This window comes from Streptomyces sp. NPDC002156, assembly GCF_053593675.1.
This window is the reverse complement of the sequence record NZ_JBSFDA010000088.1, coordinates 25,210-43,324: the sequence shown is the minus strand read 5'-3', so window position 1 is coordinate 43,324 and position 18,115 is coordinate 25,210. Positions and strand designations below refer to the sequence as shown.

At 67.8% G+C, this 18,115-nt stretch carries 15 protein-coding genes; 3 read left to right on the top strand and 12 right to left on the bottom strand.

Features of this window, described 5'->3' with window-relative positions; genetic code table 11:
- Window positions 1-261: 261 nt before the first annotated feature.
- Window positions 262-1,539 carry a helix-turn-helix domain-containing protein gene (locus ACWCRB_RS30150; RefSeq protein ID WP_405537278.1) on the bottom strand — a complete coding sequence of 426 codons (1,278 nt, stop codon included), beginning with the start codon at window positions 1,537-1,539 and terminating at the stop codon, window positions 262-264.
- Between the two features lie 377 nt (window positions 1,540-1,916).
- Window positions 1,917-2,213 (bottom strand): hypothetical protein, encoded by a 297-nt coding sequence (locus ACWCRB_RS30145; protein ID WP_405537280.1) that lies wholly within the window; start codon window positions 2,211-2,213, stop codon window positions 1,917-1,919.
- Window positions 2,214-2,564: 351 nt separating this feature from the next.
- Here ACWCRB_RS30145 and ACWCRB_RS30140 point away from each other — a divergent pair, with 351 nt between their 5' ends.
- Window positions 2,565-3,092, top strand: a complete 528-nt coding sequence (locus tag ACWCRB_RS30140) for a universal stress protein (protein WP_105974383.1) — start codon at window positions 2,565-2,567, stop codon at window positions 3,090-3,092.
- Between the two features lie 330 nt (window positions 3,093-3,422).
- Here the strand turns inward: ACWCRB_RS30140 and glmS are convergent, their stop codons facing one another.
- Both glmS and ACWCRB_RS30130 read right to left on the bottom strand, forming a co-directional pair.
- Window positions 3,423-5,240, bottom strand: coding sequence for a glutamine--fructose-6-phosphate transaminase (isomerizing) (gene glmS, locus ACWCRB_RS30135; protein WP_450999049.1), 1,818 nt, complete (start codon window positions 5,238-5,240; stop codon window positions 3,423-3,425).
- A gap of 17 nt (window positions 5,241-5,257) precedes the next feature.
- Entirely contained in the window at window positions 5,258-5,515 is a 258-nt protein-coding gene (locus tag ACWCRB_RS30130) for a hypothetical protein (protein ID WP_164313127.1), read from the bottom strand.
- A gap of 164 nt (window positions 5,516-5,679) precedes the next feature.
- On the opposite strand from ACWCRB_RS30130, the gene ACWCRB_RS30125 reads away from it, so the two are divergent.
- The gene (locus tag ACWCRB_RS30125) at window positions 5,680-7,251 is read left to right on the top strand and encodes a purple acid phosphatase family protein (protein ID WP_450999051.1); all 1,572 of its coding nucleotides are present in this window, start codon (window positions 5,680-5,682) and stop codon (window positions 7,249-7,251) included.
- 107 nt (window positions 7,252-7,358) lie between these two features.
- Here the strand turns inward: ACWCRB_RS30125 and ACWCRB_RS30120 are convergent, their stop codons facing one another.
- The 8 genes from ACWCRB_RS30120 to ACWCRB_RS30085 form a co-directional block, all read right to left on the bottom strand.
- Window positions 7,359-8,243, bottom strand: a complete 885-nt coding sequence (locus ACWCRB_RS30120) for a DUF4429 domain-containing protein (RefSeq protein ID WP_450999048.1) — start codon at window positions 8,241-8,243, stop codon at window positions 7,359-7,361.
- Window positions 8,244-8,358: 115 nt separating this feature from the next.
- Complete coding sequence (locus ACWCRB_RS30115; protein WP_450999047.1) at window positions 8,359-10,134, bottom strand: IucA/IucC family protein; 1,776 nt, start codon at window positions 10,132-10,134, stop codon at window positions 8,359-8,361.
- Entirely contained in the window at window positions 10,131-10,691 is a 561-nt protein-coding gene (locus ACWCRB_RS30110) for a GNAT family N-acetyltransferase (protein ID WP_450999050.1), read from the bottom strand. The genes ACWCRB_RS30115 and ACWCRB_RS30110 overlap by 4 nt, the downstream gene beginning before the upstream one ends.
- Before the next feature lie 5 nt (window positions 10,692-10,696).
- Window positions 10,697-11,998: a lysine N(6)-hydroxylase/L-ornithine N(5)-oxygenase family protein gene (locus ACWCRB_RS30105; RefSeq protein ID WP_450999046.1), complete on the bottom strand. Its 1,302-nt coding sequence runs from the start codon at window positions 11,996-11,998 to the stop codon at window positions 10,697-10,699.
- 10 nt (window positions 11,999-12,008) lie between these two features.
- Entirely contained in the window at window positions 12,009-13,472 is a 1,464-nt protein-coding gene (gene desA / locus ACWCRB_RS30100; protein WP_450999045.1) for a lysine decarboxylase DesA, read from the bottom strand.
- A 149-nt stretch (window positions 13,473-13,621) separates the two neighbouring features.
- Window positions 13,622-14,491 carry a siderophore-interacting protein gene (locus tag ACWCRB_RS30095; RefSeq protein ID WP_450999044.1) on the bottom strand — a complete coding sequence of 290 codons (870 nt, stop codon included), beginning with the start codon at window positions 14,489-14,491 and terminating at the stop codon, window positions 13,622-13,624.
- Between the two features lie 136 nt (window positions 14,492-14,627).
- Window positions 14,628-15,689 carry an ABC transporter substrate-binding protein gene (locus ACWCRB_RS30090; RefSeq protein ID WP_450999043.1) on the bottom strand — a complete coding sequence of 354 codons (1,062 nt, stop codon included), beginning with the start codon at window positions 15,687-15,689 and terminating at the stop codon, window positions 14,628-14,630.
- Between the two features lie 366 nt (window positions 15,690-16,055).
- The gene (locus ACWCRB_RS30085; RefSeq protein WP_450999042.1) at window positions 16,056-17,312 is read right to left on the bottom strand and encodes a glycosyl hydrolase family 28-related protein; all 1,257 of its coding nucleotides are present in this window, start codon (window positions 17,310-17,312) and stop codon (window positions 16,056-16,058) included.
- Window positions 17,313-17,433: 121 nt separating this feature from the next.
- Here ACWCRB_RS30085 and ACWCRB_RS30080 point away from each other — a divergent pair, with 121 nt between their 5' ends.
- Window positions 17,434-17,781: an SCO4225 family membrane protein gene (locus ACWCRB_RS30080; RefSeq protein WP_450999041.1), complete on the top strand. Its 348-nt coding sequence runs from the start codon at window positions 17,434-17,436 to the stop codon at window positions 17,779-17,781.
- The last annotated feature ends 334 nt before the right edge of the window (window positions 17,782-18,115 follow it).

Genomic DNA, 18,115 nt, shown 5'->3' with positions numbered 1-18,115 from the left:
TCGCCCCCGCCGCCCCTACCCGTTCCCATCCCTGGGGGCTGCGCCCCCAGACCCCCGCTCCGGCCCTGAACGGGCCTTGTCCTCAAACGCCGGACGGGCTGAATACCCAAGCGCCGGCCGGCACCATCCAGCCCGTCCGGCGTTTGAGAACGAGGCCGTTCAGGCCGACAGCGGGGGTCTGGGGGCGCAGCCCCCAGGGGATGGGAAGGGCCGGGGTAGATACCCCGGCCCACCCCACGTTCACAACACGTCACGCACCCTCTACGTACCGCTCCGCTGCCCCGGCAGACTCGCCCGGCTTCCGACATACGGGTCCCGCGCATGCTCCGCCGACAGGCCGACCGCGCTGGCCGCAGCCGCCGTACGACGTGCCTGGATCGGGACCGGGCTCTCCGAGTGCGGGGCGCGGTCGTGGCCGTGACCCGGGCCGTGCCCGTGTCCCTGGCCGGCCGTGGTCGGCGTACCCATACCGCCGCCGGGGCCACCCACCGCACCGTCCGGATCCTGCACCCGCTCACCCTGCGGCCTGCGCGCCCGGTACGCCGCGCGGTACGCGGCCGGGGACGAGCCCAGCTGGCGGCGGAAGTGCCCGCGCAGAGCCACCGGCGAACGGAAGCCGCAGCGGCCCGCGACCTCGTCCACCGAGTAGTCCGACGTCTCCAGCAGGCGCTGCGCCTGGAGCACGCGCTGCGTGATCAGCCACTGCAGCGGAGCGCTCCCCGTGAGTGAGCGGAACCGGCGGTCGAACGTACGACGGCTCATGTACGCCCGCGCAGCCAGCGTCTCCACGTCGAACTGTTCGTGGAGGTGCTCCAGCGCCCAGGCGACGACCTCGGCGAGCGGGTCGGCGCCGATCTCCTCTGGTAAAGACCGATCGAGGTAGCGCTCCTGGCCGCCCGATCGGCGCGGGGGGACCACCAGTCGGCGGGCCAGTGCGCCGGCCGCCTCGTTGCCGTGGTCCGTCCGTACGATGTGCAGGCACAGGTCGATGCCTGCCGCCGTGCCGGCGCTCGTCAGTACGTCGCCGTCGTCCACGAAGAGTTCCCGTGGATCGACGTGCACGGACGGGTAGCGCTTCGCCAGCGTCGGCGCGTACATCCAGTGTGTCGTCGCCGGGCGGCCGTCCAGCAGGCCCGCCGCCGCGAGGACGAACGCGCCTGTGCACAGGCCTACGATCCGCGCACCCTCTTCGTGCGCCCGGCGCAGTGCGTCGAGCGCCTCCTCCGGTGGCGGCGCGGTGATCGAACGCCAGGCGGGCACGACGACCGTGCCTGCCCGTGCGATCGCCTCCAGGCCGTTCGGCGCGGTCAGTTCAAGCCCGCCGGTCGTCCGCAGCGGGCCCTCTTCTCCGGCGCACACCAGCAGTCGGTAGCGCGGCACTCCGGCATCCTGGCGGTCGATCCCGAACACCGAAAGTGGTATGGAACTCTCGAAGATGGGGCCGCCGCTGAACAGCAGCACCGCGACGATCTCCTTGCGGCGTCGCCCGGAAAGTTTCCGGGCCGCGGCTTCCGGCGCGGCAGTGGAGTCGTGGCTCATACTGCTAAGCCCCCCTCGGTGGTCGCGGCTCCTCGGTTGTGTCGCTCCTGCACGTTTCCCCTCGGTCCTGCACGAGTCCCCCGCCGTAGACAGTCAAGATCGAATCTACTGTGTCGCATGATGCCGAGGTGACCAGTTCGGTACCCGGCGGATTGTCGACTTGGCAACTTGGCGTAAAGCATTCGATCACGAAGCGTTGCACTCGTGGGCCGTGCAGGGAAGTGCGCCTCGTCGTAGTGGCCAATCCGCGTAGGGTGCGCGGGCCCGTCTGGACCCTTTCAGTGCAGGTGGAACAGGGGTTTGGGGGTTGTTCGGCCAAGGGATGTACGGTGGCCGGAAGTTGGCTGAAAAGCATCGGGCGCGTGCGCGAAAACAGGTCAGTCGACCGGTGTAGTTCCGCCGGAGTGGCGGCCGCCGCGCGGGGTACCTGAATGGGTTCGGCTGTGCCGCCCCCGATGCGCGGCGCTCTCCTCGGCCGGCATGCGGGCCGCGCCGCGCTCGGACTGCCGCAGCAGCACCCGGCACACCCCTGTCACGGCCGCCAGCCCCAGCGCCGTACCGGCCGCGCCGCCCAGCGAGGTGCCGTAGAGGACGAGCACCACGGGGACCAGGACGCAGCTGAAGGCGGCCCAGCGGACGAGGTCGCTCGCGGATTCCTGCGTCGGTGAGGTCATGACTGCTCTCCCTGTGACGGTGGGTCACCGGGTTCAACGCTTGTTCGAGCGGTCGGTCACTGGTCGATCGTGTCCGGAAGACGTGTGCGGACGTGATCGACGTAGGCGAGATGTACGCGAACCCTGTGGAAACAGCCTGTACGTGGCAGCAACCATTGCGTTACGGGCGCCCCCTCGTGCATGCTCCCTGGAACCCCGACCGGGGCCTGTGCGGGCTATGGGCTAAGGAGGCGTGCCGCCGTACCCTTGGGGGTATGGGGTTGGGAAGATGATTCCCGGACACAGCTCCGCCGCACCCTGTCGTCCCACATCACGTCGTCCCATCACGAGGATCAAAACGCCGAGACACCCATGGCCGGTCACGAATTCCTGGATCCCGCGGACCGCAAGCGCCCCGTCGCCGATCACACGGCGGCCGAGCCCTTGGCGGCGGAAGAATCACGTCAGTCCTGCGACCCCGCGTTCAAGCACGGTGTCGTCGTCGGTTTCGACGGCTCGACGTCGAGTGAGCGCGCCCTCGCGTACTCCATCGGTATGGCCCACCGCTCCGGTTCGGGCCTGATCATCGTGCACGTCGCCAACCGGCTGCCCACTACGGTGTGGGCCGGCTGCGAGCCACCCGTCTTCGTCGACGTCCCGGACCACCGGACCGAGGTCCTCGGGCTCGAACTGGCCTGCGCCGACTATCTGGCCGAAGTGCCCTGGATCCTGGTCGAGCGCGGCGGCGACATCTGCCACGAACTCGAAGAGGTGGGGCGGGAGTACGAGGCCGACGCGATCGTCGTCGGCTCGACCCACGGCATCGTCGGCCGCATCTTCGGGTCGGTGGCGGGGCGGTTGGCCAAGCGGGCCCAGCGCCCGGTCGTCGTCATCCCGTGACTTCCTGTCCGTAACTCCACGTTCTCCCAGGTGAGATGGGCAAATCTACTCGTGCGTAGATGTGTTCGTGCGCTTGTGAAGGGCATATACCGGTCACCGTGCGAGCTGGTCCTTCCAGGACGTGCTGCGGCCGGGGTGTGACGGCCACCGGTTTGCTGCGCAGGCTGGGGGTTTGGGCGGCCCCCGGCTATATGGCGAACCCCCCGTGGTTGGTGGCAACACGGGGGGTTCGTTCTGGTTGTTTGGCCTCTGCGGGCCGGTGGGGGCTGGTCGCGGAGTTCCCCGCGCCCCCTTGGGCTGCGCCCCAAAGGGGCGCAGCCCTCTTGCCGTCTATTCCACCGTTACCGACTTTGCGAGGTTCCTCGGCTTGTCGATGTCTCGGCCGAGGGCCAAGGCCGTGTGGTACGCCAGGAGTTGGAGGGGGATGCCCATCAGGATGGGGTCCAGTTCGTCCTCGTTCTTCGGGACGACGATCGTCTGGTCGGCCTTCTCCTGGTGCTGGTGGGCCACCGCGAGGATGGGGCCGCTGCGGGCCTTGATCTCCTCCAGGGCGGCGCGGTTCTTCTCCAGGAGGTCGTCGTTCGGGACGATCGCGACCGTGGGGAGGGCCGGCTCGATGAGGGCCAGCGGGCCGTGCTTCAACTCCGAGGCGGGGTAGGCCTCGGCGTGGATGTACGAGACCTCCTTGAGCTTCAGGGAGGCCTCGCGGGCCACCGGATAGCCCCGTACGCGGCCGATGAAGAGCATCGAGCGGGCCTCGGCGTACTGCTCGGCCAGCTTCTTGATCTCGTCCTCCTGGTCGAGGATCTCGGAGATCTGCGCGGGCAGTTTGCGCAGGCCCTCGATGATCCGCTTGCCGTCGCGGACCGAGAGGTCGCGGGTGCGGCCGAGGTGGAGGGCCAACAGGGCGAAGGCGACCGTCGTGTTCGTGAAGCACTTCGTCGAGACGACGCAGACCTCGGGGCCCGCGTGCACGTACATGCCGCCGTCCGCCTCGCGGGCGATGGCCGAACCGACCACGTTCACGATGCCCAGCACCCGAGCGCCCTTGCGCTTCAGCTCCTGCACGGCGGCCAGCACGTCGTACGTCTCACCGGACTGGGAGACGGCGACGTACAGGGTGTCGGGGTCCACGACCGCGTTGCGGTACCGGAATTCGGAGGCCGGCTCGGCGTCGGCGGGGATGCGGGCCAGCTCCTCGATCATCTGGGCACCGATCATGCCCGCGTGGTACGAGGTGCCGCAGCCGAGGATCTTCACGCGGCGGATCTGGCGCGCCTCGCGGGCGTCCAGGTTCAGGCCGCCCAGATGCACCGTCGAGAAGCGGTCGTCGATGCGGCCGCGCAGGACGCGGTCGACGGCGTCGGCCTGCTCGTGGATCTCCTTGTGCATGTAGGTGTCGTGGCCGCCCATGTCGTACGAGGCGGCCTCCCACTCCACGGTGGTCGGCTCGGCCGTGGTGCTGGTGCCCTCGGTCGTGTACGTGCGGAAGTCGTCGGCCTTGAGGGTGGCCATCTCGCCGTCGTCCAACGTCACTATCTGCCGCGTGTGGGTGACCAGCGCGGCGATGTCCGAGGCGACGAACATCTCCTTCTCGCCGATGCCCAGGACGACCGGCGAGCCGTTGCGGGCGACGACGATCCGGTCGGTGAAGTCGGCGTGCATGACGGCGATGCCGTACGTGCCCTCGACGATCCGGAGGGCCTGGCGGACCTTCTCCTCCAGGGTCTCCGCCTGGGAGCGGGCGATGAGGTGGGTGAGGACCTCGGTGTCCGTCTCGGAGAGGAACTCGACACCGTCAGCTTCGAGCTTCTTGCGCAGGTCGGAGGCGTTGTCGATGATCCCGTTGTGGACGACGGCGACCTTGTTGTCGGCCGACATGTGCGGGTGGGCGTTGTGGTCGGAGGGGGCGCCGTGGGTGGCCCAGCGGGTGTGGGCGATGCCGGTGGTGCCGGCGAAGCGCTTGGGGACCTTGGCCTCCAGGTCCCGGACCCGGCCCTTGGCCTTGACCATCTTCAGGCCCGCCGCCTTCGGCGAGGTCACGACGATGCCCGCCGAGTCGTAGCCGCGGTACTCCAGGCGCTGAAGGCCTTCGAGGAGCAGCGGCGCCACGTCACGCCTGCCGATGTATCCGACAATTCCGCACATATATAGGTACCTGGTCCCTAGCCGTAGACGATGCGGCGCAGCTGGCGGAGCGTCAGCTCCGGTGGTGCCACCGCGCGGTATTTCAGGTCCGCCTCGATCCGGTCGAAGATCGTCGCGTTCACCAGGCCCTGGCCCTGGAGTTCGCGGTGGCGGCGACGGACATAATCCTCGGTCGTCTCGTCGAAGTAGGCGAGAACGTCCTGAATCACCCGTAGCGCCTCACCCCGTGAGAGGGGTGTGGTGCGCGTCAGGTGATCAACGAGTTCGTCGTGCACCCGACGATCCTGAGGTAAAGCGCTGGCAATCGCAAGAATCCTGCCCGATTTCGGGCAACGGTCTGTTGAAACTCTTATGGGACCCTGTTCGGGGCCTGTTCATCCTGTGTCCTGCGTATCGATGGCTGCCCAGAGCACCTTTTTCAGCCATGGACACTCCTCGCATGGGCGTACCGGAGCAGCTCGCCGCGCGCATGAGCATGGCCGAGCAGCACGAGTACCTTCGCGCCAAGTTCTCGCGGCGCACGATGATCAGAAGCGGCGCCGTCACCGTGGGCGCCGTCGCGGGCGGTGCGTTCGTGCCGGGCGCCGCCCAGGCCGCGACGCGGACCTCCGCATCGACGCAGACGTACAAGCAGACCGAGAAGGTGGACGGCGCGCTCGTCGCCCCCTTCGGCCGTCACCTCGCCTGGGGCAACGACCCGCGCACGGAGATCACCGTCTCCTGGCAGGTCCCGGTCGCGGTGAAGAAGCCCTTCATCCGGATCGGTGCCACTCCTTGGGACCTCTCCCGCAAGATCGAGGCCGAGGTGCGGACGCTGTACACCCCGGCGGGTGTCGGCGCCAGCGGCGACCACACCCAGTACTACCTGCACGCCAAGCTGAGCCACCTGCGTCCGGGCAGGACGTACTACTACGGCGTCGGCCACGCGGGCTTCGACCCGGCCGAGGCACACCTGCTGGGCACGCTCGGCACCTTCACCACCGCGCCCGCGCACAAGGAGCCGTTCACCTTCACGGCCTTCGGCGACGAGGGTGTCGGCTACCACGGCCTCGCCAACAACAGCCTGCTGCTCGGCCAGAACCCGGCCTTCCATCTGCACGCCGGTGACATCTGCTACGCCGACCCGTCCGGCTCCGGCCAGACCTCGGACACCGGCTTCGACTCGCGCATCTGGGACCAGTTCCTCGCGCAGACCGAGTCGGTCGCCAAGTCCGTGCCGTGGATGCCGGCCTACGGCAACCACGACATGGAGGCCTGGTACTCGCCCAACGGCTACGGCGGCGAGGACGCCCGCTGGAACCTCCCCGACAACGGCCCGGACCCCGAGAACCTCCCGGGCGTGTACTCCTTCGTCTACGGCAACACGGCGGTCATCTCGCTGGACGCCAACGACATCTCCTTCGAGATCCCGGCCAACCTCGGTATCTCGGGCGGGACTCAGACCACATGGCTGGAGGGGCAGCTCAAGAAGTTCCGTGCCTCCAAGGACGTCGACTTCGTCGTGATCTTCTTCCACCACTGCGCGTACTGCACGTCCACCGCGCACGCCTCGGAGGGGGGCGTGCGCCAGGAGTGGGTGCCGCTGTTCGAGAAGTACACGGTCGACCTGGTCATCAACGGCCACAACCACCAGTACGAGCGCACCGACGTCATCAAGGCGGGCAAGGTCACCAAGAAGCTCCCGATCGGCGGGACTTCGTACCCCGAGACCGACGGTGTCGTCTACGTGACGGCGGGCGCGGCGGGCCGCAGCCTGTACGCGTTCAGCGCCCCGCAGTCCTACGAGGGCCACGAGAACGAGGTCGACTCGGTCGCCTCCTTCATCAACACCAAGGACGGCAAGGTCAACGAGACGGTCACCTGGTCGCGCGTGCGCTACCTCGACTACTCGTTCCTGCGCGTCGACGTCACCCCCGCCTCCCGGGGCCGCCTCGCCACGCTGACGGTGCGGGGCATCGCGGAGACGGGCGAGGAGGTCGACCGCTTCACGGTCGCCCGCCGCGTACGCTGAGCGTGCGCGTATGCCCCGAAGGCAGGGCGTACGAGTGAGCAGTGAGTAGTGAATGGCTGGTCCAACAGGCGGTTCTCCGACGCGAGTTGCGTGTCCTTCATGTGGCTCTACATGCGCCTGAGGACCGCCTGTTTGGCGAGGGCGAACTCCTCGTCCGTGAGCACGCCCGTCTGGTGCAGCTCACCGAGTTCGCGGAGCCGACGTAGTTGGGCGTCGTGGTCGTGTTCGGCGGATGGTGTGCTGTCGGCCGGTGGCGCGGCAAGTTCCTTCGGCGGTACGTTCGTTGCGGGCGCCGTCGGATGCGGCAGCCGGGCCTGGACGGCCGCCGCGACCAGTGCCATCAGCGGGTCCTTCTTGAACCCCCACAGCTCGACGGAGTTGGGGTCGTACTTCGGCGGGGCCTTGGTCGGCGCGTGCCGTACGCCGAAGCGCAGATAGCCGTTCTCCAGGCCCACCGCCGGATGCCATTCGACGGCCGCGATATCGGCGACGGCGAGGGAACGGGGGCCGGCCGCGGCCTTCGCGTCCTCCGTCTTCCAGTTCCACTCCAGCCGGACGTGCTCACCGTCGAAGGTCGCGGTGCCGTCCCCGGCCGACACGGACACCGGTACGGCGGGTCCGGGCAGCAGATAGCGGTCGACGGCGCCGGAGGGCACCTCGTCGAGCAGCAGCGCGTTGCGGACCTCGTCCACGAAGTACTCGGCGACGCCGTACCGGTCGGACTCGACGTTCAGCAGATACGGGTCGTTCGGCTCCGCCAGCTTGCCGCCGGTCGCCTGGAGCAGCGGGTCGGAGCCGTCGCGCAGCCGGAGCCTCAATCGCCCCGACTTTCTGCCCTGTTCGAAGGAGACACCGGCCAACGAGTGCAGGGGGACGGCGAGTTCGCCCAGGGTCTTGCGGAGCAGGCTGACGTTCTTGTCACGTCCAGGGGTGAGCCGGAGGGCGTCGCCGTCGAAGACCCACGTGCCGTCCTTCTGGATGATTTCCGCCATGAAGGAGATTGTTCCACCGGGATTGTGCCCCGATGCGTACGACGACGGGCACCTCGGAGGACCGTACTCCGAGGTGCCCGTCTGTATGGGGGCGGGTGCTGCGGTGTCGCTACCGCTACAGGCCCGCGATCGGGTTCTTCAGGTTGCCGACGAGCTGGAGGGCGCCGGCCGGGTCCGCGAGGTCCACCATCTGCTTGTTGTTGCGCAGTTGGAGCCGGTTGAGGCAGGACAGCGAGAACTCGGGCGCGAACATGTCGTACTGCTTGAACTTGTCGGCTAGTTCGGGGGTGGCCGCCTGGTAGTCGCGGACCGTGTCGGCGACCGTCCGCCAGAAGTCGTCCTCCTCCAGGACACCCTCGGTGGCGAGGTTCGCGGCGAGGAAGCGGAAGAAGCAGTCGAAGACGTCCGTGAAGATGGACAGGAGCTTCTTCTCCTCCGGGACGTCCACGCGCAGCCGCTCGACCGTCGGCGGCAGTACCGCGTGCGGGTCCATGACGGCGATCTCCTCGGCGATGTCCTTGTAGATCGCGCGCTGCACGGTGCCGTCCTTGAGGACGAGGATGACGTTCTCGCCGTGCGGCATGTAGACGAGGTCGTAGGCGTAGAAGCTGTGCAGGAGCGGGGTGAAGTAGGCGCGGAGGTAGCCGCGCAGCCACTCCTTCGGGCTCAGGCCCGACTGCTCGATGAGCGCGGAGGCGAAGGAGCGCCCCTCGTGGTCGACATGGACGAGGGAGGCCATTGTCGCCAGCGATTCGCCCTCGTCGAGGGACGACACCGGGCTCTCGCGCCACAGCGCGGCCAGCATTTTCCGGTACGGGGAGTAGCGGTCGGTCGCGGCCTCGTACTCCAGGTGGCGGTAGCCGACGGCCGCGCGCTCGCGGATGATCGACAGGCCCGTCGACTTCAACACCGGGTCGTTGTCGATGAGTTGGGCCAGCCAGTCGTTGATGGCCGGGGTCGCCTCCATGTACGCGGCCGAAAGCCCGCGCATGAAGCCCATGTTGAGGACCGAGAGAGCCGTTTTGACGTAGTGCTTCTCGGGGTTGGACTTGTTGAAGAAGGTCCGGATGGACTGCTGGGCGAGATACTCGTCGTCGCCCTCGCCCAGGCAGACCAGGTTCTTCTGGGCGACCTCGGCGGCGAAGGTGACGGTGAGCTTGTTCCACCACTGCCAGGGGTGCACCGGGATGAAGAGGTACTGGGCGGGATCGAGGCCCTGGTCGCTGAGCTTCGTACGGAAGCGGACGACCGTCTCCTGCCCCAACTCCTCGCGCAGGAAGGCCTCGTACTCGATACCGACACCCGCCGTGAACGCGGCGCGCGAGCGGTGCGCGGCCAGCCAGACCAGCCGGACCGGGCTCGCGGTCTCGGGTGCGTACGAGAGGTACTCGTGCACGCCGAAGCCGAGCCGTCCGTTGTTGGCGACGAAGCAGGGGTGGCCCTCGGTCATCCCGGTCTCGATCGCCTGGAAGTCGCTTTTGACGAGTTCGGCGACGGGGATCTGCGGCTTGGTGAGTTTGTAGCAGGTGCCGGAGAGGGTGGAGGAGATCTCCTCCAGATAGACGGGCAGGACCTCGTCGCTCAGGCCGAGCGATTTCTTCAGCTCGATGAAGAAGTCCAGGGCGGAGAGCGGGAGTTCGGCCCCGTCGCGGTGCCGGGTGATGGAGTCGGCGTCGACCTGCCAGTGGTCGAGGGCGTGACGTACGGCGGTGAAGCGGTAGCGGGTCAGGCCGTCGTCGCCGAGTACGGCGTAACCGTCCCCGTCCTTTTCGGGTTCGGGGGTGATGAGGCGCTCGTGCGCGAACTCGGCGAGGGCTTTGCGGATCAGGAGGCGGTTGGCCTGTGCCCAGCGCTCGGGGGACAGGTGCGCCACGGCGTCGGACAGGGTCATATCGCTACTCCTCGGGAAGCCGCTCGGGCGGCCAGGTATTGCCGGCGGGTGCAGAAGCTCAACAGGGCCCGCTTCTCGGGCTTCTGGATCTCGCGCTCGGGCACGAAGCCGACGGCCTCGTTCAGCGCGTGGACGGCCTTGTTGGTCACGTCGGGCTCGACGACGACCCGGCGGGTGCGCGGGTCGGCGAACAGCTCGTCCATCACGGCGGTGATGACGGCCCGGGTGAAGCCGTGCACGGGCGTGTCGGTCGCCGGCACCAGGAAGTGCATGCCGACATCGCCGGGCTGCGGCTCGTACAGCCCGACCAACTCGCGGTGGACGGGGTCGTACTTCTCCATCAGGAAGGCGGGTACGCCGTCCTGGAGGCCGAGGAGAGCGTGGTGGTGCTCGTCGGCGGCGACCTCCATGTAGGCGCGCTCGACGTCTTCCAGCTTGGCGTCCTGCATCATCCAGAAGGCCGCCTTGGGATGCGTCACCCAGGTGTGCAGCAGCTCGGCGTCCTTGAGGGGGTCGAGCGGCCGGAGGGAGAGATTCATTGAGGTCACGGGGGTCATGGAGGTCATACGGCGAACTCCTGGAAGGCGATGGTCTTCTCGACCGGGTAGTACTCGCTGCCGAGCAGCTCGCCGATGATGAAGCTGTTGCGGTACGCGCCCATGCCCAGGTCGGGCGAGGTGATCGAGTGGGTGTGGACACCGGCGTTCTGGAGGAAGACCCCGCATCCGGTGGTGTCGATCGCGTAGTTGCGGCCGATGTCGAAGTTGCCCTGGGTGTCGTAGCGCAGCCGGTCGCGCACCGGCTTCAGGAACTCCGGCTCGGCGTACTTGTAGCCGGTGGCCAGGATCAGGCCCTGGGTGTCCAGGGTGTACTCCTTCTCCTGCTCCTCCTGGCGCAGCCCGAGCGTGTACGTACCGCTCCCGTTCTCTTTCCCGTTCTCGTAACTCACGCTGTTGAGCGCGGAGTTGGTGAGGAGCCGGGTGGGGACGGGCCCGCCGAGGTTCTTCTGGTAGAGCAGATCGAAGATCTCGTTGATCAGCTCGCCGTCGATGCCCTTGAACAGGCCCTTCTGGTCTTGCGTGAGGCGGTAACGGGTCCGCTCGGGCAGCGCGCGGAAGTAGTCGATGTACTCCGGGGAGGTCATCTCCAGCGTCAGCTTGGTGTATTCGAGCGGGAAGAAGCGCGGCGAGCGCGTCACCCAGTTGAGCCGGTAGCCGTGGACGTCGATCTCACTGAGGAGGTCGTAGTAGATCTCGGCGGCGGACTGACCACTGCCGACGAGCGTGATCGACTCCTTGGCCTGCAACTCCCGCTTGTTCTGCATGTACTGGGAGTTGTGGATGAAGTCGCCGTCCAGATCGGCGCACGCGTCCGGGATGTACGGGGGAGTGCCGGTGCCGAGGACGAGTTTGCGGGTCCGGTACAGGTCACCGGCGACCGTACGGACGACGTACAGCTCGTCCTCGTCCTGGTAAGTCACCTCGGCGACCGTGGTGTTGAAGCGGACGCTGCGGAGTTTGGCCGCGGCCCAGCGGCAGTAGTCGTCGTACTCGACGCGCAGCGGGTAGAAGTTCTCGCGGATGTAGAACGAGTACAACCGGCCCGATTCCTTCAGGTAGTTGAGGAAGGAGTACGGGGAGGTCGGGTCGGCGAGGGTGACGAGGTCCGACATGAACGGCGTCTGGAGATGGGCGCCTTCGAGGAACATCCCCGAGTGCCACTCGAAGTCGGGCTTCGACTCCAGGAAGAGGCCGTCGAGTTCGTCGATCGGCTCGGTGAGGCAGGCGAGGCCGAGGTTGAAGGGGCCGAGACCGATGCCGATGAAGTCGTAGGTCTTGTTGCTGGCTTCAGCAGTCTTCTTCATTGCTGCGGCTTCAGGAAGCGACGGAGGCGACGGAAACGGCGCGGTCAACGGTTTCTCCCAGGTACTGCTCGGCATGGCCGGCGATCAGATCGAGTACGGCGCTGATGTCGTCCGTCGTGGTCTCGGGGTTGAGCAGGGTGAACTTGAGGTAGTGGCGCCCGCCGACCTTCGTCCCCGCGACCACGGCCGCACCGGAGGCGAACAGGGCCTTGCGGGCGTACAGGTTGGCGCGGTCGATCTCCGAGGGGTCGGTGACGGCGGCGGGGATGTAGCGGAAGACGAGGGTGGAGAGGGAGGGCTCGACGACGACGTCGTAGCGCGGGTCGGCGGCGAGCAGCTCCCAGCCCTCCTGGGCCAGGTCGCAGACCTCGTCGAAGAGTTGGCCGATGCCGTCGGCGCCCATCACACGCAGGGTCATCCACAACTTGAGGGCGTCGAAGCGGCGGGTCGTCTGGAGGGACTTGTCGACCTGGTTGGGGATGCGCTCCTGCACCATGCGGCGCGGGTTGAGGTACTCCGCGTGGTAGGTGGCGTGGCGGAGCGTGGCCGAGTCGCGGACCAGCAGGGCGCTCGAACTCACCGGCTGGAAGAAGGACTTGTGGTAGTCGACGGTCACCGAGTCGGCGCGCTCGATGCCGGTGAGGAGGTCGCGGCGCTTGACCGAGGCGAGCAGTCCACAGCCGTACGCGGCGTCGACGTGCATCCAAGTCCCGTACTGGGAGCAGAGTTCGGCGATCTCGGGCAGCGGGTCGATGGACCCGAAGTCGGTCGTGCCGGCGGTGGCGACGACGGCCATGGGGACGAGCCCGGCGCGCTTGCAGCGCTCCAGCTCGTGGGCGAGGGCGACGGTCTGCATCCGCTTGTCGTGGTCGACGGGGATGGAGACGACCGAGTCGGGGCTCAGCCCGAGCAGTTTCGCGGACTTCTTCACGCTGAAGTGGCTGACGTCGGAGGCGAAGATGCGCAGTTTGGCGAAGGAGTCGCTCTTCGCCTCCTCGCGGGCCAGCAGCAGCGCCTGGAGGTTGGACTGGCTGCCGCCGCTGGTGAAGACGCCGTCGGCGGCGGGGCCGAGGCCGATGCGCTCGTTCGTCCAGTCGATCAGTTTGCGCTCGATGAGGGTGCCGCCGGCCGACTGGTCCCAGGTGTCGAGGGAGGAGTTGACGGCGGAGAGGATCGCCTCGCCGAGCACCGCCGGTATGACGACCGGGCAGTTGAGGTGGGCGAGGTAGCGCGGGTGGTGGAAGTAGATCGCGTCGCGCAGATAGACCTCTTCGAGCTCGTCGAGGGCTGCGGCCTCGTCGAGAAGGGGCCTGTCCAGGTCGATCCGGTCGATGTGGGGGGCGAGGGCGTCGACCGTGACGCCGGTGAACGGACGGTCCGTGGTGGCGAGTTTGGCCGCCACCCGCTCGACTCCTTCGGTCACGGAGCGGCGGTACCGCTCCGCGGTCGTGTCATTGAGCAGGTGCGAGCGCATCGGGGGAGCCTCCGGGGGGACAGAGAGGGCGGGTGCAGGTTCGCCATGTCGAACAGCTCCATCGTGTGGAACTTAGGTTAGCCTAACCTAAGTTGGATTCCCGTACGATCCTGCCCCACCCGTAACAGCTGTGATCTAGGCCTCTGCCGTCATTCGGACTGCTCGCGCAGCTGCTCCTCGCTGAGCCCGCGCCGCCAGTAGCCGACGAAGGTGACGGCCCGGCGGTCGATGCCGCGCTCCCGTACGAGATGCCGGCGCAGCTCCTTCACGACGGATGACTCACCCGCGATCCAGACGTACGGCCGCTCCGCAGAGGGGAGTTGGGCGCCTCGGATCGCCTCCAGGGCCGAGGGCGCACCTGTACCTCCGCCCGCACCGCGCACGAGCCAGGTGATCTCGGCGTCGGCGGCCGTCACCAGATCCTGGATGTCCCCGGCGTGCCCGGCCTCCAGCCAGACCTGCGCCCGGGTGCCGGTGGGCAGCGATTCGAGGATCGCGGAGGCGGCCGGTACGGCGGTCTCGTCGGCCCAGATGACGACGAGATCGGTGCCGGTCGGCGGCCGGAACCGGATCGCACGGTTGTCGGCGATCGCCGGCCCGAGCAGCAGGACACGGTCACCGGCGCCGGCCCGGGAGGCCCAGAGGGAGGCCGGCCCGGCGGGGACGGCGGCACCCGGTTCGACGCCGTGCAGCACGAAGTCGATGTCGATCTCCGTCGTACGCCCCTGGGCATCGGCACGCAGCGCACGGAGCGTGTACGAGCGCATCACCGCCCGCACGTCGTCCGGCAGTTCACGCCACCCCTGCCACCATCCGTCCCCCAACTCGATGGGCACGGCGGGGGCGTCCTGCCCAGGGTGCGGAAGAAACAGGGAGAGGCTTTGATCGCACCCGTCGGAGAAGAAGGCGACCAGGTCGTCCCCGGCGAAACTGACGCGGACGAGGGACGGACCGAGGCGGGTGGTCCGTACGACGTGGAGAGCGAAGAACCGGAAAGGGGCGGTGACGGCGGTCGTCATGCGAACTCCTGATGTGATGTCAGGGGACGCGGTGACGCGCCCCGAAAGGGGCGCGGGGAACTGCGCGACCAGCCACGGCGGGCCCGCAGTTCCCCACGACTTAAGACACTCACGGCGCTGATACCGGCGCCCGCTGCTAACTGACCTTCTTCGCGTTCTCAATAGCCTCGGCAAGGCTCGTGAGAAGCGGCGTGCACTTGTCGTAAGACAGAATCGGCTCGGGATTACGAGCGATCACCTGATCCGCCTTCACCGCAGGCAACTGCTTCCACGTAGCCTCGGTGATGTCAGCGGGCTGAATCGCCGACGTCCGGTTGTCCATCATGATGATGTCGGCCTTGTACTTGTCGACGTTCTCCCAGCTCAGGTTCTCGAACCAGCCACCGCTCGCCTTGAGGACATCGGCGGCGGGCTCGACGAAGTTCACGCCGAGGGCCTTGAAGTACTCCAGGTCGGTGGAGAGGTTGGAGCCGGAGACGTAGAAGATGTCCTGCGCGGCGGAACCGGCCAGCACCTTGATGTCCGGGTTGGCCTTGGTGGCCGCGCGCAGCCGGGCGGCGGCGTCCTCGAAGGCCTTCTTCGCGGCGGTCACCTTGGCGGAGGCGGTGTCCGCGCCGAGGGTCTTGGCCAGCTCCAGCATGCGCTGCAGCGGCTGGTCGAGCTGGATGTCGTACACGGAGATACCGACGGTCGGCGCGCCGACGCCGAGGATCTTCTCCTTGGACTCCTCCGGGACGTACCAGAGGGTGCCCGCGCTGTCGAACATCGTGGTGACGAGGAGGTCCGGGGCCAGGGCCGCGTACTTCTCGATGTTGAACTGGCCCCACTCGTTGCCGAGGACGGTCACCTTGGTGACGTCCAGGTCGCCGGCCTGGACATCGGCCTTGCCGTCCTTGGTCGTGGTCGGGCCGAACACGCCCTTGACGTCGACGCCGTAGTCGTGGAGCGCGGCGGCGACACCGATGAAGGCGACGATGCTGGAGGGCACCTTGTCGGCCTTGGCGGTCATGCCGCGGTCGTCCTTGAACGTCCACGGACCGGCGGCGGGAGTCGCGGCGGCCTTCGACGCGTCCGCGTCCGAGCCACCGCTTTTCGCGTCGTCGTCCCCACAGGCGGCGAGGACGGCCCCGAGGCCGAGGGCGCCGCCTGCGGCGAGCATGCCGCGGCGGGAGAGGTGGGTGGCACGGGCGTTGGACATGAGATGGCTGCTTTCGAACAGGGCGGTTCGGCCCGCCGGACAATTCGAAAGGTAGGTTAGCCTAACCTCAGCTGTTGTCCAGAGGGCGGTTCCGGGATGTGGAACGCCCTGGGTGGCGTGCGCCTGCTTCTGTGAGATGCCTGTGGATCGAAGGTGTGCTGCTTGCTCGGGTGATTATTCATGTGCGGGGATGCTGTTCGCACCGCGAAGTGAAGGAAGTGTGGGTGGCTCGGCGTCGGGGGAGCCTGGCGGCCTTGAACGGCCGCAAGGCCCGACCCGGACGGGGTCGAGCCTTGCGGGGACATGCTGGGCCGCTGTCGGCACGGCTGTTTCCGGCCATGCCCGACATGACATGGCGGACCAGGGCTACGACAGGACGACAGTGGCCCCCTTCTGGAAGACCGTGTTGCCGCCGTCGTCGTGCCAGTCGATCTCCACGCCGTCGACGAAGCCCGAACTCACGACGGTGCAGGCCGAGTTGCCGGCGGACACCCCACGGGCCGGGGATGCCCCCAGCGAACCGTCGTCGTCGTTCCCGGCGGTGACGAGCAGACCGTCGGCGAAGACCTTGGCGGTGGTGTTCCGCACCTTCAGACCGGCGTAACCGCCCCCGCCCGTACCGCCGTTGCGGCCGTCACGGGTCAGTCGGCAGCCGCTGAGCTGGAGGATGCCCTTGCTGTCGGTGTTCTGCACGTTGATGCCGTCGTAGCCGTTGCGGTCGGTGGAGCAGCCGCTGAACTGGATGACCCCCTGCCAGGTCCGCAGTACGAAGCCCTCCTTGGCCGACCACTCGGCGCGGCAACTGGTGAACGTCGAGTTGCCGGCCCCCGCGATCCACCAGCCGGAGCCGTTCCCGCCGAGCACGTACACGTCGTGCAGGACGGAGTCCGTGGAGTTGTTGAGCGCGATGCCGTAGGTTCCCGGCCAGAGGACGGAGACCCGGTCGAAGTGCAGACAGAACGGCGCCTGCGGGCCTGTGGGCACGGCCTCGTTGTACGTGGTGTTGATGCCGTGCCCGGTGACCTTCCGCACCTGCACGTCCCGCAGTTGGAGGTGCTGGACCTGCCCGACGGCCCGGATCCCGTCGACCTCGGCACCGCCCGCGGGCAACGCGCTGCCGTCGATGGTCAGCTGCAGAATGCGCACCTCGACGGACTTGGTGGCGTATCCGCCGGTGAGCTGGTCGAGCACGAGGACGACGGCCGCGCCCGTGAACCCCGGCAAGGGCTTTAGCCCGAAGGCGGGGTCGGCCGCGCCCCATTCGTTCTCGCCGCCGCCGTGGGTGCCCTGCAGCGTGACGTACGGCGGTATCCTCACCGGCGCGCTCGTACGGTACTGACCCGCCGGCAGATACACCGTGTTGCCGGGCTCGCAGGCGTCCAGGGCGGCCTGGATGGCGAGGGTGTCGTCGGTGGCACCGTCACCGACGGCGCCGTAGCCGCGTACGTCGTGCCACCCGAGGCCGTTGACCTCGGGCACGTCCCCCTCGGCGGCGGTCGCGGTCGTAGCCCCGATCCCAGTGAGGGCGGCGGTGGTGACGCCGACCGCGGCTCCGCCGAGGAACAGTCTGCGGGTGCGGGGCGCGTCGTACCCCGCACCCAGAGTGCTCTGCGTGCTTTCCATGTGGTGAATCCCCCTGAAGCTCAGTTACGGATGAGTAGGTGTACTCATGCCGAGGCGGCCGTGCGCGGGCCATCGTGAACGCACTGCATCACACGACGCACCACACGCACCGGAGGCCATCATGAACAACAACCGCCGCAACCTGCTCACCCTGGCCACGGACAACTGGCTCTCCCGCGGCTACCTGGCCGTGGTCGTCGCGGCGACGGGCTTCTTCCTCGTCGACACCTTCTTCGTCTCCCACACCGACGCCTCGATGTCCGGCGCGGTCCCGTGGCTCCTGACGGCCCCCCTGAGCCTCCTGTACACCCTCCTGCCGGAGGGCACCCTGAACGGCACGGGCGGCGGGGCGTTCCTGGTGCTCTACCTGGTGGGGATCGCGGCGGCGGCTCTGGCGAACGCGGGCTTCATGGGGTTTGCGCTGCGGAAGATCCGTCCTGCTTCGGGGCGTGCGACTGCTGGTGCGTGAGTGCTGAAACGGGGCGTGGCGGTGGAGAAAGGGCCTCACGGGGCCCTTTTCTTGTGGTCGAGGCCATGTGAAGTGCGGGCTGAATGGCGGGAGATTTCAAGCCACTCAGGCTCGTCATTTTGCTGGGGATGGCTGACGGTTCCTTATTTGACGGGTTGGTGCGCCTGACCAAACATCGATTTTGAGCCTCAATGGGCAGTGGTGGAAGGAGTGTTGGCGGTTGGCCCGCGCGCCTGTGGCGGCGATGTATTCACTTTGAAATTGCTTGACCGTGCACGATCAGCTGTGTTGGATATGGGAGCTCATAAAGATCACGTAAAGCGGGGGTGGGGAA